The 13,513-nt window shown below is 72.3% G+C and carries 10 protein-coding genes; 2 read left to right on the forward strand and 8 right to left on the reverse strand.

Going from position 1 to position 13,513, the window contains the following annotated elements; all coding sequences use genetic code 11:
- Nucleotides 1–5: 5 nt before the first annotated feature.
- The 6 genes from BLT97_RS23830 to BLT97_RS23855 all read right to left on the reverse strand — a co-directional run bounded on the left by BLT97_RS23830 (nucleotide 6) and on the right by BLT97_RS23855 (nucleotide 8,028).
- Nucleotides 6–2,291, reverse strand: coding sequence for a xanthine dehydrogenase family protein molybdopterin-binding subunit (locus BLT97_RS23830; protein WP_093613507.1), 2,286 nt, complete (start codon nucleotides 2,289–2,291; stop codon nucleotides 6–8).
- Complete coding sequence (locus BLT97_RS23835) at nucleotides 2,288–4,015, reverse strand: 2Fe-2S iron-sulfur cluster-binding protein (protein ID WP_093613509.1); 1,728 nt, start codon at nucleotides 4,013–4,015, stop codon at nucleotides 2,288–2,290. The genes BLT97_RS23830 and BLT97_RS23835 overlap by 4 nt, the downstream gene beginning before the upstream one ends.
- On the reverse strand, nucleotides 4,012–4,899 hold the full coding sequence (locus BLT97_RS23840) for an FAD binding domain-containing protein (RefSeq protein WP_093613511.1): 888 nt from the start codon (nucleotides 4,897–4,899) through the stop codon (nucleotides 4,012–4,014). Before BLT97_RS23840 ends, BLT97_RS23835 begins: the two co-directional genes overlap by 4 nt.
- 293 nt (nucleotides 4,900–5,192) lie before the next feature.
- Nucleotides 5,193–6,836, reverse strand: a complete 1,644-nt coding sequence (locus BLT97_RS23845; RefSeq protein ID WP_093613513.1) for a beta-N-acetylhexosaminidase — start codon at nucleotides 6,834–6,836, stop codon at nucleotides 5,193–5,195.
- 226 nt (nucleotides 6,837–7,062) lie between these two features.
- Complete coding sequence (locus BLT97_RS23850; RefSeq protein WP_093613515.1) at nucleotides 7,063–7,359, reverse strand: DUF3039 domain-containing protein; 297 nt, start codon at nucleotides 7,357–7,359, stop codon at nucleotides 7,063–7,065.
- Between the two features lie 99 nt (nucleotides 7,360–7,458).
- A complete protein-coding gene (locus BLT97_RS23855; protein WP_093613517.1) occupies nucleotides 7,459–8,028 on the reverse strand; it encodes a YqgE/AlgH family protein in 570 nt (189 codons plus the stop codon).
- 281 nt (nucleotides 8,029–8,309) lie between these two features.
- Between BLT97_RS23855 and murA the strand changes: the two genes are divergently transcribed.
- Entirely contained in the window at nucleotides 8,310–9,656 is a 1,347-nt protein-coding gene (gene murA, locus BLT97_RS23860; RefSeq protein WP_093613519.1) for a UDP-N-acetylglucosamine 1-carboxyvinyltransferase, read from the forward strand.
- A gap of 134 nt (nucleotides 9,657–9,790) precedes the next feature.
- Entirely contained in the window at nucleotides 9,791–10,426 is a 636-nt protein-coding gene (locus BLT97_RS23865; protein WP_245769514.1) for an HAD family hydrolase, read from the forward strand.
- 600 nt (nucleotides 10,427–11,026) lie between these two features.
- Here the strand turns inward: BLT97_RS23865 and BLT97_RS23870 are convergent.
- Nucleotides 11,027–11,308: an HU family DNA-binding protein gene (locus BLT97_RS23870; protein ID WP_016645140.1), complete on the reverse strand. Its 282-nt coding sequence runs from the start codon at nucleotides 11,306–11,308 to the stop codon at nucleotides 11,027–11,029.
- A 412-nt stretch (nucleotides 11,309–11,720) separates the two neighbouring features.
- Nucleotides 11,721–13,154, reverse strand: coding sequence for an NAD-dependent malic enzyme (locus BLT97_RS23875; protein WP_093613521.1), 1,434 nt, complete (start codon nucleotides 13,152–13,154; stop codon nucleotides 11,721–11,723).
- Nucleotides 13,155–13,513 lie beyond the last annotated feature (359 nt).

The following is a 13,513-nucleotide window of genomic DNA, read 5'->3' on the forward strand; positions in this document are numbered from 1 at the left end:
AGGCCCTAGGCGTTGACCACGGCCGCCTGCGGGCGGATCGGGAGCCGGTTGACCGGGCGGCCCGTCGCCGCCCGCACCGCGCCCGCCACCGCCGCCGGAGCCGTCACGACCGGGACGGCCGAGGCGGCCTTGGCGCCGAACGGGGCCACCACATCGCGCTCCTCCACCAGCTTGACGATCCGGATGTCCGGGGCGTCGAGCGCGGTGGGGAGCGCGTAGCCGGTCAGGTCGGGGTGGCGGACCACACCGCGCGGGGTGCGCAGGTTCTCGGTGAGGGCCGCGCCCACGCCCTGCGTGACACCCGCCTCGATACGGGCCGCCAGCTGGGCCGGGTTGAGGACGCGGCCGACGTCCTGGGCCACGGCGAGTTCGACGACGCGGACCGAGCCGAGCTCCACGTCCACGTCGACCACCGCGCGGATCGCGCAGAACGCGAGCCCCACGAAGGCGTCGCCCTGGCCGGTCTCGTCGAGCGGCTCGGTCGGGTGCGGGCGGCACTGGGCGGTGGCCCAGAGCTCCTTGCCGTCCATGGCCTCGGTGACGGTCGTGGAGAGCACACCGTCGTACGAGGTGATCTTGCCGTCGGCGATCTGGAGCAGCTCCGTGGACATCCCGAACTTGTGGGCCAGCGGCTGGAGAAGCTGCGTACGGACCATCTTGGCCGCGCGCTCGACGGCACCGCCCGAGACCCACGTGTGGCGGCTGCGGCAGCCCGCGCCGGCCGGCGGCTGGTCGGTGTCGACGGCCGCGACGTGGACCTCCTCGATGCCGAGGGTCTCCTGGACGATCTGGCGGGCGAGCGTGGAGAAGCCCTGGCCGGTCTCGACGGCCGCGCAGATCACGGTCGCGACCCCGTCCTGCACCTTCACGGTCGCGGTCGACACCTCGTCCGCACCCTCCGCGCCGAGCATGTGCACCATGCCGAGCGCGTAGCCGACACCGCGCCGCACCGCGCCCGGTTCGCCCGCGCCCTCGGGGCCGCCGGGCAGGATCCACTCCTCCTCCGGGGTGTCCTTGGGCAGCGGCGGAAGGTCGAAGTCCCGTACGGCGCGCAGCAGTTCCGCGACCGGGGCCGGGCACGTGACCGTCTGGCCGGTGGGCAGGATGTCGCCGGTGGCCATGACATTGCGCAGCCGCAGCTCGGCCGGGTCCACGCCCAGCTTCGCGGCCAGCTTGTCCATCTGGGCCTCGTAGGCGGCGCAGACCTGCATCGCGCCCTCGCCGCGCACGTGCCCGGACGGCGGGTTGTTGGTGCGCACCGCCCAGCCCTCGATGAAGGCGTGCGGCACGACGTACGGGCCGCAGGCGAACGCGACCGCGGCGGCCAGGGATTCGGAGGAGGCGTCCGCGTAGGCGCCCGCGTCCAGGAGGATCTGCGCCTCGACCTTGACCAGGCGGCCCTCCGCGTCCGCGTGGTGGCGGTAGCGCAGCAGGGTCGGGTGGCGGTGGGCGTGGCCGAGGAAGGACTCCTCGCGGGTGGCCGTCAGCTTGACCGGGCAGCCGGTCTTCAAAGCGAGCAGCCCGAGCGGCAGTTGGAACCCGGGGTCCTCGCGGTCGGCGGTCGCGCCGGGCACGCCCGTGACCACCACCTTCACACGCTCGGGCTCCAGGCCGTAGCAGGCGGCGGCCAGGTCGCGGTCGGAGTGCGGGTCGGTGGAGGCGACGTACAGCTCGACGCCGCCGTCCGGGCGCGGCACGGCGAGTCCGGCCTCGGCGCCGATGGGCGCGGGGTCCTGGCGGCCGATCCGGTAGAGGCCCTCGACGATGATCTCGCCGCTCGCCTCGGGGTCCCCGTACTGGAGCGGGATGTGCCGGATCAGGTTGCCGTCGGGGTGCAACGGCTCGGCGGAGAAGGCCTGTTCGGGGTCGGTGACCGGTTCGAGCACCTCGTACTCGACGACGATCGCCGCCGCGGCCATCCGGGCCGTGTCCGGGTGGTCGGCGGCGACCGCGGCGATGGGCTCGCCGTGGTGCCGTACCAGCTCGGAGGCGAACATCGGGCGGTCGGCGATCCGCCGCCCGTGCGCCGCGTCCCCGGGCACGTCCTTGTGCGTGACGACCGCGTGCACACCCGGCATCTGCTCGGCGCCGGAGGTGTCGATCGAGGTGATACGGGCGTGCGGGTGCGGCGAGCGCAGGATCGCCGCCCACAGCAGGCCCTCGGCCCACAGGTCGGAGGCGTACGGGAAGGTGCCCTCGGTCTTCGCGCGGGCGTCCGCGGGCGGCAGCGAGGCGCCGAGCCCGTGGCTCTTCTCCTCGGCGGGCGGTGCGGTGACCGTCTCGTTGCTCACGCGCGGCCTCCGTCCTGCGGGTAGTTGACGCCGCCGGCACCGGGGGGCGCCTGATGCGGGATACGGGCCGGATCGTCCTCGTCGGGCACGGCGGCCTGCCGTTCGGCCACCACGTCCTTGACCGCTTCGAGTACGCCCTTGTAGCCGGAGCAGCGGCACAGGTTGCCGCACAGCGCCTGGCGGGTCTCGCGCTCGGTGGGCTGCGGGTTGCCCTCGAGCAGGTCGTGCACGGTCATCGCCATGCCGGGCACGCAGAAGCCGCACTGCACGGCGCAGCTCGCGGCGAGCGCCCGCTGCACGTCGGAGGGCTGTCCGTCCGCGGCGAGGCCCTCGACCGTACGGACTTCGCTGCCGGCGGCCGTCGCGGCGGGCACCAGGCAGGAGGCCACGAGCCGGCCGTCGACCTGCACCGCGCACGCGCCGCACTCGCCCTGCGAGCAGCCGTCCTTGGCGCCCGCGAGGCCGAGGCGCTCGCGCAGCACGTAGAGCAGCGACTCGCCGATCCAGGCGTCGGTGACGGGGCGGTCGGTGCCGTTCACGCGCAGCACGTAGGAGCCGAGGGGGTGTTCGTCGGCGAAGAAGGCGGCGGATTCTTCGGTGTCGCGGCCGGCCTCGGCGCTTTCGGCCGTCTCGTCGGGCTGCTCGGGCCGGTCCGCGGGGTCGGCCTGACGCGCCGGCTCGGTCTGCTCGGTCTGGTCGGTCTGTTCGGTCTGATCCGTCTGCTCAGGAGCCTCGGCAGCCTGCGGCTCCTGGTCCGGTACGGCGGGGTCCTCGGGCTGCGCGGCCACGGGCTCCGGTCCGGCGGCGGCGGCCTCGGCGGGGCCGACCTGCGCGGGCTGCGGTTCCTGTGCGCCGTGCGGCGTCTGCGCGGGCTGCCCGGCCTGTTCCTCGTCCTGCGGCACCAGGTGGGCCCACGGTGCCGGGGCACCGCCCGGCAGCGTCGCGGGGGCGCGGTCCGCCCACTGGTCGGCGAGCGAGGAGGTGAACTCGCCCGATTCGTCCGGAAGATCACCCTGGGCGAGCGGGATCGACCACTGGCCGGTGACGTTCGCGTGGGGACCGCTCGCGTGCGGGCCGTTCCCCTGCGGAGAGTGCGAGGCCTGGGCCGCCTGCCCGTCGGGGACGGGCTCGGGCTGTCCGGCCGGACCGGCCTGCGCGGCCGCCTCCGTGAACGACCACTGCCCGGTCATCCCCGCCTCGTGCGGGGGCGCGGGCTGCTGCGGCGCGTTGGGCTCGGGCCACTGGACGGGGGCGGGCGCGGGAGCCGGAGCGGACGGCACCGGCGACGAAGCGGGCTGCGCGTGGGCGGAGTCGGCGCCCATCTGCGGCACCAGCGAAGGGATCACGAACGTGCCGGTGGCCGCCGGGTCCGCGGCCGCCCCGGGCACCACCGAGATCTGCGGCGGTACGAAGTTGCCGCCGGGCGCCGCGAGCGGGGTGTCGGCGAGCCCTTCGGGCAGCGCGACGAAGGCCGTGGCGTCGCCGTCGTAGTCGCCCTGGCTGGTGGGCTGCCAGCCGCCGTGCCCGTACGCGGCGCCCCCACCGTTCTCATACGGAGCACCCGCGCCGTCGCCGTACGAACCGCCGGTGCCGTCCCCGTACGGACCGCCGGTGCCGTCCCCGTACGAGCCCTCGCCCGTCTGCCCGTTGCTCACGTGCCCGCCGCTTCCGTACCCGTCCCCGGCTCCGTATCCGGGAACGCCGTTGCCGTCCGTACCGCTCATGCCAGCGCCCTCCCCAGAGCCCGCCGGGCCAGCACGGCCACCGTGCGCCGCAGCTGCTGGACCGCGGGCGGCAGCTCCTGCGGGGTGCCGTCCGGCGCCTGGTCGGGGATGCAGGCCGCGGCCACGTAGTCACCGAAGGCGTGCAGCGCCTCGGGCGCGAGCGCGCGCTCCGCGTCCCAGTCGATCAGCGAGGCGATCCAGCGCTCGGCTTCGAGGGGACGCAGCGGCATCGGGGCCACGGCGCCCACCGCGCAGCGCACCCCGCGGCGCGCGGGGTCGAGCACGAGGGCGACGGAGGCGAGGGCGCGTCCGGGGCCGGTGCGCCCGGTCGCCTTCAGGTAGACCTGCGGGGCGTGCAGCAGCGGGACCCGTACGAAACCGATGAGTTCACCGCCGCGCAGCCGCTCCATGCCGGCCAGCAGATGCGAGACCGGCAGCTCGCGGCGCGCACCGCCGGGGCCCGCGACGACCAGCGTGGCTTCGAGGGCGGCGAGCACGGGCAGCGAGTCGCCGGTCGGGGCGGCGGTGGCGATGTTGCCGCCGAGCGTCCCGGCGTTGCGGATCGTGGGCGGTCCGGCCGCGCGCGCGGCGGCGGCAAGGGCCGGCATCAGGGCGGCGAAGTCGGGGCGGCCCATCCGGGCGTGGGTGAGTCCGGCGCCGAGCAGGGCGTGGCCGTCCTGGTACTGCCAGCCGCGGATCTCGGCGATCTTCCCGAGGCCGACCAGACCGGCGGGCCGCAGCAGCCCCTTGTTCACGGCGGCCATCAGATCGGTGCCGCCGGCCACGGGCACGGCGGCGGGCATGGCGGAGAGTGCCGCCACCGCCTCGTCGAGCGAGGTCGGCAACGTCACGGACTGCGCCACCTGCGGTGCGTGCGTGGTCAAGACCGGCTGCCCCTTCCCGTGCCCGACTCATGAGGTGTGTGCCTGCTGCGCCGTACGGTACGTCCTCACAGGCCGGACGTGGCAACTCTGGCACATCTTCCGGGCCTGCCGACGAGCGGGTCCAGTAGGACCCTTTCGCACGGGAATTCGCGTAATGCCCGGATTTCAGGCGCCATTGCTCACAAGGAGCCCGGCCCCACCGGCACCCGCGGGCAGCCGCGGAGACCTCACGCACGCGCCGGGCGCCCACACTCCCAGGGCCGCACCCCCGGGATGTGCGGACCGCCCTCGCCTCACACGTTCGGGGGCGCCCCCTCGATCGGACGTCCGAGTACCCCGGGGCGCTTCTGCCACGGCAACGGACCCGTAGGCGGACGGAAATCGACGCCCAGGGCCTCAAGTCGGCCGTAGTGCGCGGTCATTCGCCGCTCGAATCCGGCGAAGTCGCGCTGCGCCGCGGCGGGCAGGTCGCTCCAGGCCACCTCGGCGAAGGCCGAAAGCCGCGGGAAGGCCTGGTAGTCGACGCGTGCCGCGTTCTCCATCACCTCGGTCCACAGGTTCGCCTGCGTCCCGAGCACGTGCGCGGCCTCTTCCTCGGTGAGCTGCGGCGGTACGGGCTCGAAGCGGTAGACGTCCTCCAGCGTGCGCACGTACCCGATCGGCACCGGCTCGTCCTCGCCGCCGTGCTGCCGGTGGTCCAAGTACACCTGCTGCTCGGGGCACATGACGACGTCGTGGCCCGCCTGCGCGGCGGCGATCCCGCCCGCGTAGCCGCGCCAGCTGGAGACCGCCGCGCCCTCGGCGAGCCCGCCTTCTAGGATCTCGTCCCAGCCGATGAGCCGGCGTCCGCGGGCGCTCAGCCAGCGGTCGAAGTGCCGGATGAACCACGACTGGAGCTCGTCCTCGTCCTTCAGGCCGAGCTCGCGCATCCGCTCCTGCGCGTAAGCGGACTGCTTCCACTGGTCCTTGAGGCACTCGTCCCCGCCGATGTGCACGAAGGGGGCGTCCTGCTCGGGGAAGAGGTCGAGCACTTCCTCGAAGACGCCTTCGTAGAAGCGGAGCACCTCTTCGGAGGGTGCGAGCACGTTGGGGCTCACGCCCCAGTTGTCCCAGACCTCCAGCGCCTCGGTGTCGACGACGTCGCGGTTGCCGAGTTCGGGGTACGCGGCGATCGCGCACTGCGAGTGACCGGGGATGTCGATCTCGGGCACGACCTTGATGTGCCGCTCGCGCGCGTACGCGACGATCTCGCGGATGTCGTCCTGGGTGTAGAACCCGCCGTGCGGCTTCTCCTCCCACAGCGGCGAGGCGCGGTGCCCGAACTTGGTGCGCGCACGCCAGGACCCGACCTCGGTCAGGCGCGGGTGGCGCTTGATCTCGATGCGCCAGCCCTGGTCGTCGGTGAGGTGGAAGTGGAAGACGTTGAGCTTGTGCGCGGCCATCAGGTCGAGGTAGCGCAGGACGCCGCCCTTGGGCATGAAGTGCCGGGAGACGTCGAGCATCATGCCGCGCCAGCCGAAGCGGGGCTTGTCCTCGATCCGGACGGCGGGCAACTGCCAGACGGTGCCGGGCAGTTGGGCGCGGCGGAAGGCGGCGGGGCCGAGCAGCTGGCGCAGGGTCTGCGCACCCCAGAAGAGACCGGCGGGTCCGCCGCCCGTCAGCTGCGCCCCGGCGGAGGTCACCGTGAGCCGGTAGCCCTCCTCGCCGAGTTCGGCGGTGAGCTCCGCATCGAGGGAGAGCCGGACGGTGTTCTCGTCGTCCGGGCCCGCGGGTGCGAGCGCGAGGCCGGTGGCGGCGCCGAGCGTGCTGCGCAGCCAGCGCTCCGTACGCTCCGTGCCCTCACCGGCGGCGATACGGGTCGAGTGGTCGAGGACGAAGGCCGGGCCCTCGTGCTCCTGGACGTGGTGCGGCAGAGGCACCAGATCTGTGTGCGGCATACACGGAGCCTGCCACGGCGCACCCTTACTCAACGAGGCTGCAAAAACAGCCACTTCAGGCGCGGTGCCGCTCCGCGCCGCCCGCCCGGATCAGCGCGCCGCCGGCCCGGATCGGTACGTCGCCCGCCCGGCTCACGCCGCCAAACAGCCGGCTCCGGCGCACGCCTGCGCGCACACCGGAGCCGTACATCCGTCGAACGTCCGTCGAACCGGACGGAGGGGCGGGCTACTTCTTGCCGCCGCCGTTGCCGTCCTTGCCCTTGCCGCCGCCGCTGTCCCCCATGGACTCGTAGATCTCCTTGCACAGGGGGCACACGGGGTACTTCTTCGGGTCACGGCCCGGGACCCAGACCTTGCCGCAGAGCGCGACGACGGGGGTGCCGTCGAGCGCGCTCGCCATGATCTTGTCCTTCTGGACGTAGTGGGCGTAGCGCTCATGGTCACCGTCGCCGTGCGACACCTGGGGTGTCGGCTCTACGAGGGTCCCCGTACCTGTGCCGCGCTCGGGCTCAAGAGTGCTCATACGTCCAAAGGCTACCGAAGCCTTCGGACAAAGGCCCTCGGGCGTCAACCGGCGGCCGCGCAGGGTCGCGCCTGGTCACCGGCACGGTGGGGCGGTCGACTAGTTAAGCGACGGATCATCCGGATATGTCGCAATCATGGCGAGCTCGCTGCGCTGCCTCCTCAGCACCGCGCGCCACAGCTTCTCCGGCGCGGGCGAGGACACGTCCCCCGGCTCGGACTCCACCACGTACCAGGCGCCGTCGGCCAGCTCGTCCTCCAGCTGGCCGGGGCCCCAGCCCGAGTACCCGGCGAAGATCCGCAGCGAGCCGAGCGCCGCGGCCAGCAGCTCCGGCGGCGCCTCCAGGTCCACGAGCCCGATCGCGCCGTGCACCCGGCGCCAGCCGAGCGGCACGCGCTCGGCGGAGTCCCCGGGGATGACGGCTACACCGAGCGCCGAGTCGAGTGAGACGGGTCCGCCCTGGAAGACGACCCCGGGCTCACCGGCCAGCTCGGCCCAGCCTTCGAGGATGTCGCCGACGCCCACGGGGGTGGGCCGGTTGAGGACCACGCCGAGCGAACCCTCCTCGTCGTGGTCGAGCAGGAGGACGACCGCGCGGTCGAAGTTCGGGTCCGCCAGGGCGGGGGTGGCCACGAGCAACCGCCCTGTGAGCGAGGACACCTCGGTCATGGTCCACATGATCCCGCATCTTCGGCCGCGGTGGACAGACACCGGCCTGGTCCGCCCCATATCCGGTGGTGGGAGGGGTAGCTGGGCGGTCACGGGGCAGAAGAGGCCCCGCGTGCGCCGCCCGCGCATCCGGTGACCGTGCGCAGCTGCGAAGACACGGCTCGTGTTGTGGCGGAACCATGACGGTTCCGAAGCGCCTCCGGGCTTCCGGAACAGGGGTGTGAGGCCATTACGCTTGCACCTTCGGACCCCCCTGCCCGACTCATCGGAACGCGAGATACATGACCGTCAACGGCACCGACGACGTCCTCCTTGTCCACGGCGGAACTCCCCTCGAGGGCGAGATCCGTGTCCGCGGGGCGAAGAACCTCGTGCCCAAGGCGATGGTCGCCGCGCTGCTCGGTCACGAGCCGAGCCGGCTGCGCAATGTGCCCGACATCCGCGATGTTCGCGTGGTGCGCGGCCTGCTGCAGCTGCACGGTGTGACCGTCCGCCCCGGCGACGAGCCGGGCGAGCTCGTGATGGACCCCTCCCACGTGGAGAGCGCCAACGTCGCGGACATCGACGCGCACGCGGGATCCTCCCGTATCCCGATCCTGTTCTGCGGCCCGCTCCTGCACCGCCTCGGCCACGCGTTCATCCCGGGTCTGGGCGGCTGCGACATCGGCGGCCGGCCGATCGACTTCCACTTCGAGGTGCTCCGCCAGTTCGGCGCGACCATCGAGAAGCGCGCCGACGGCCAGTACCTGGAGGCCCCGCAGCGCCTGCGCGGCTGCAAGATCCGGCTGCCTTACCCGTCCGTGGGCGCCACCGAGCAGGTGCTGCTCACGGCCGTCCTGGCCGAGGGCGTCACCGAACTCTCCAACGCCGCAGTCGAGCCCGAGATCGAGGACCTCATCTGCGTGCTGCAGAAGATGGGCGCGATCATCGCGATGGACACCGACCGGACCATCCGGATCACCGGTGTCGACAAGCTCGGCGGCTACAACCACCACGCGCTCTCCGACCGCCTGGAGGCGGCCTCCTGGGCCTCCGCCGCGCTCGCCACCGAGGGCAACATCTACGTTCGCGGCGCACAGCAGCGCACGATGATGACCTTCCTCAACACGTACCGGAAGGTCGGCGGCGCCTTCGAGATCGACGACGAGGGCATCCGCTTCTGGCACCCGGGCGGTGCGCTCAAGGCCATAGCGCTGGAGACGGACGTGCACCCGGGCTTCCAGACCGACTGGCAGCAGCCGCTGGTCGTCGCCCTCACGCAGGCCTCGGGCCTCTCGATCGTCCACGAGACGGTGTACGAGTCCCGGCTCGGCTTCACCTCCGCGCTGAACCAGATGGGCGCGCACATCCAGCTCTACCGCGAGTGCCTCGGCGGCTCCGACTGCCGCTTCGGCCAGCGCAACTTCCTGCACTCCGCGGTGGTTTCGGGCCCGACGAAACTCCAGGGCGCGGACCTCGTGATCCCCGACCTGCGCGGCGGCTTCTCGTACCTGATCGCGGCGCTGGCCGCGCAGGGCACGTCGCGGGTGCACGGCATCGACCTCATCAACCGCGGCTACGAGAACTTCATGGAGAAGCTCGTGGAGCTGGGCGCGAAGGTCGAACTGCCGGGCGGTGCGCTCGTCTAGATCTTCTGCCTGTACGTTTCCGGGGCGGCCGCCATCTCGCATGGCAGCCGCCCCGATTCGTTTTCGTACGGGCCCCTTGTCGCGCAGGCCCTTGCCGTGCAGGCCCTTTGTCGTGCAAGCCCCTGGAGGTCGACGTGCCCACGCTGCCCATCCCCGCCGCGCTGCTCTGCGACATGGACGGCACGCTCGTGGACACCGAGCACGCGTGGCTCGATGTCGTACGGGAATTCCTGGCCGCGGAGGGGCGGTTGGCGTCCGCCTCGGTCCTGGCGCCGTTCGCAGGCGCGACGATCGCTGCGGCGGCGGACCTGCTCGTACGGGACCAACTGACCGCGCGCTCGCGGGAGGAGACGGCGCGCGCCCTGGACAAGGCCTTCACGGAGGCCGTGGCGGCGGATCTGCGGGTGCAGCCCGGGGCGTTGGCGCTCCTGGACCGGGTGCGGGAACTGGGCGTCCCCACGGCCCTGGTGACGTCCTCGGAGCGGCACGTGGCGGACGTCGTCCTGTCCGCCCTCGGCCGGCACCGCTTCGATGTCTCCTTCGCGGAGGGCGAGTCGGAGCGGGGCAAGCCGCATCCGGACCCCTACCTGAACGCGGCCTCGGCCCTCGACGTCGCCCCGTCCGCGTGCCTCGCGGTGGAGGACACGCCTACAGGGGCGGCGGCGGCCCTGTCTGCGGGCTGCGCCCTGCTCGCGGTCCCGTCGGTCCCGGGCATCACCCCGGGCCCGCGCACGACGATCGTGTCGTCGCTGACTGAAGTGGCGTTTTGAGGGGGTTGGTTCGGGGGGGCGGGTGCTTCGCGGGGCGGGTGCTTCGCGGGGCGGGTGGGTTCGCGGCTGCCGGGTGGGGGTGGGCTGAGGTGGGGCGCCTGCGGCGGGCGGATTCCCCTACCCGCCCCTTCCCGAAACCGGGGGCCACAGCCCCCCGGACCCCCTGGGTGGGCACCCACGCGGGGGCTTCGCCCCCTGCACCCCCCTTTGGGGCTTCGCCCCTTGCCCCCGTATCGCGCCTGAACGGCGCTCGTCCTCAAACGCCGGACGGGCTGACAGTTGCCCCGCCTGCTGAGGGTTGCCCTCGTCCGCAAACCTCGGACGGGCTGGAGAGTTGTCCGCGCCCTCGAACGCCGGACGGCCTGCCGGGGTGCCCCACGTTCTGAAGAGTGCCCCACCTGCGGGGGTGCAGGGGCGGAGCCCCCGCCGGGGTGCAGGGGCGGAGCCCCGCAGAGGGGCGTGGGGGCGTCAGCCCCGCTACTCACCCACCGCCGCGGAGCGGCGGAGCTACCCGCGGCCGCAGGCCCAACTGCTCGCCGTGGGAACGGCGAAGGGGTCACCGGGCGGACCCGGTGACCCCTTGCGCGCAAAGCCGAAGGATTACTTGCCCTTGGCGGCTTCCTTGAGCTTCGAGCCCGCGGAGACCTTCACGCTGTAACCGGCGGGGATGTTGATCGGCTCGCCGGTCTGCGGGTTGCGGGCGGTACGAGCGGCACGGTGGGTGCGCTCGAAGGTGAGGAAGCCGGGGATGGTGACCTTCTCGTCGCCCTTGGCGACGATCTCGCCGACGGTCTCGGCGAACGCGGCCAGCACGGCGTCGGCGTCCTTGCGGGTCACCTCGGCGCGGTCGGCCAGCGCGGCCACCAGCTCACTGCGGTTCATGTTGTTACTCCCGTGTTCTTCTTGCTGTTGAGGCGGTGCCACGCGGCAAAGCCTGTCGGGCACAGCGAAGCCGATGCTGCCAGGGTCCTCGGCGGTCCCGTGACCCGGGTCCGTCGCCGGACCCTCGCGCCCTCAGGGTGCGCCCCTCGGACGGAGCCCTTGGGGAAGCATCCTGCCCCCACCTCAGGCGGGAAAGCCAATCCGGCGCCCCGTCAGAGGAGCAGTAGTCACACGAAAAGCACCCATCGTAGGCAACGTGCCCCGAAATGGTGACGCTCCGTCGGCTCCCGGCATCGCACCGCAGGGCATAGAAGGCGTGGTTTCCGCCCGCAACCCTAGAGCGCACCCGTGCACGTCGCGTTCCACGACGCGCCGCGTTTCAGGCCGTGGTTCCGGTCACATCGGGCCGCGTTCAGGCCGAGGGGGCCGAACCCGCCGCCGCGCCCGCCGCCTTCGCCGCGTTGCGCACCGCTCCGGCCACCGCGCCCGCGACCTTGTCGTTGAAGACCGACGGGATGATGTAGTTCGGGTTGAGCTCGTCCTCGGAGACCACGTCCGCGAGAGCCGTGGCCGCCGCGAGCATCATCTCCGTGTTCACCGTGCGCGACTGGGCGTCGAGCAGACCGCGGAACACACCCGGGAACACCAGCACGTTGTTGATCTGGTTGGGGAAGTCCGAGCGGCCGGTGGCCACAACTCCGGCGGTCTGGCGCGCGATTGACGGGTCGACCTCGGGGTCGGGGTTCGCAAGCGCGAACACGATCGCGTCGTCCGCCATGGCCGCGACGTCGTTGCCGTCAAGGACGTTGGGCGCCGAGACGCCGATGAACACGTCCGCACCGACGACCGCTTCCTTCAGCGTGCCGGTGACGCCCTCGGGGTTGGTGTTGTCGGCGATCCAGCGCAGCGGCGAGTCGGCGGCGGCGTCGACCAGGTCGGCGCGGTCCGCGTGCACCACGCCGTGGATGTCGGCGACGACGGCGTGCTTGACGCCGGCCGCGAGCAGCAGCTTGAGGATGGCCGTACCGGCGGCGCCTGCACCGGACATGACCACGCGCACGTCGCCGATCGATTTGCCCACCACACGAAGGGCGTTGGTGAGCGCGGCGAGCACCACGATGGCGGTGCCGTGCTGGTCGTCGTGGAAGACGGGGATGTCGAGGGCCTCGCGCAGGCGGGCCTCGATCTCGAAGCAGCGCGGCGCGGAGATGTCCTCGAGGTTGATGCCCGCGAAGCCGGGGGCGATCGCCTTGACGATCGACACGATCTCGTCGGTGTCCTGGGTGTCCAGGCAGATCGGCCAGGCATCGATGTCGGCGAAGCGCTTGAAGAGGGCCGCTTTGCCCTCCATGACCGGCATGGCGGCCATCGGGCCGATGTTGCCGAGGCCGAGCACCGCGGAGCCGTCCGTCACCACCGCAACCGTGTTGCGCTTGATGGTGAGGCGGCGCGCGTCCTCCGGGTTCTCCGCGATGGCCATGCACACGCGGGCCACACCCGGCGTGTAGACCATGGAGAGGTCGTCACGGTTGCGGATGGGGTGCTTCGACGCCATCTCGATCTTGCCGCCGAGGTGCATCAGGAAGGTACGGTCCGAGACCTTGCCGAGGGTGACCCCCTCGATCCCGCGCAGCTGCTCGACGATCTCGTCCGCGTGCGAGGTGGAGGTCGCCGCGATGGTCACGTCGATCCGGAGCTTCTCGTGACCGGATGCGGTCACGTCGAGGCCCGTGACGGAGCCTCCCGAGGATTCGACGGCCGTGGTGAGCTGCGAGACGGCGGTTCCGCTCGCGGGCACCTCGAGTCGGACCGTCATCGAGTAGGAGACGCTGGGCGCCGTTGCCATGCCGACTTCTCTCTTTCACCTGTCTTGCAAAAAAACTGCCATCGCGTGCGTCATCCGATCGTCGCACCTACCTGCCGGTACGAGGTAGCCGTCCCGGGTTTAGAACGTTTTGCTCGCGGACGAGGGGCATTTTCGGAAAACTACTTCCACCATACGAGAAGCGCCGGGCGGCGCGGAACCCCTTTCAGGGGGCACGTACCGACTCTGTGGCTACATACAAAAGAGGTCCACGCCCCGAAGGACGTGGACCTCTGGTGAAGCTCAGTGACACCGACCCGCCATGCTCGCCTCGCGGCAAGTGGTCGCTCGTAGCGACGAAGGTTGGGCCCGGGGGCTTGGATCGAGCCGGTGCCACGTCC

It is taken from the genome of Streptomyces indicus, from assembly GCF_900100315.1.
Taxonomy (GTDB): domain Bacteria; phylum Actinomycetota; class Actinomycetes; order Streptomycetales; family Streptomycetaceae; genus Streptomyces; species Streptomyces indicus.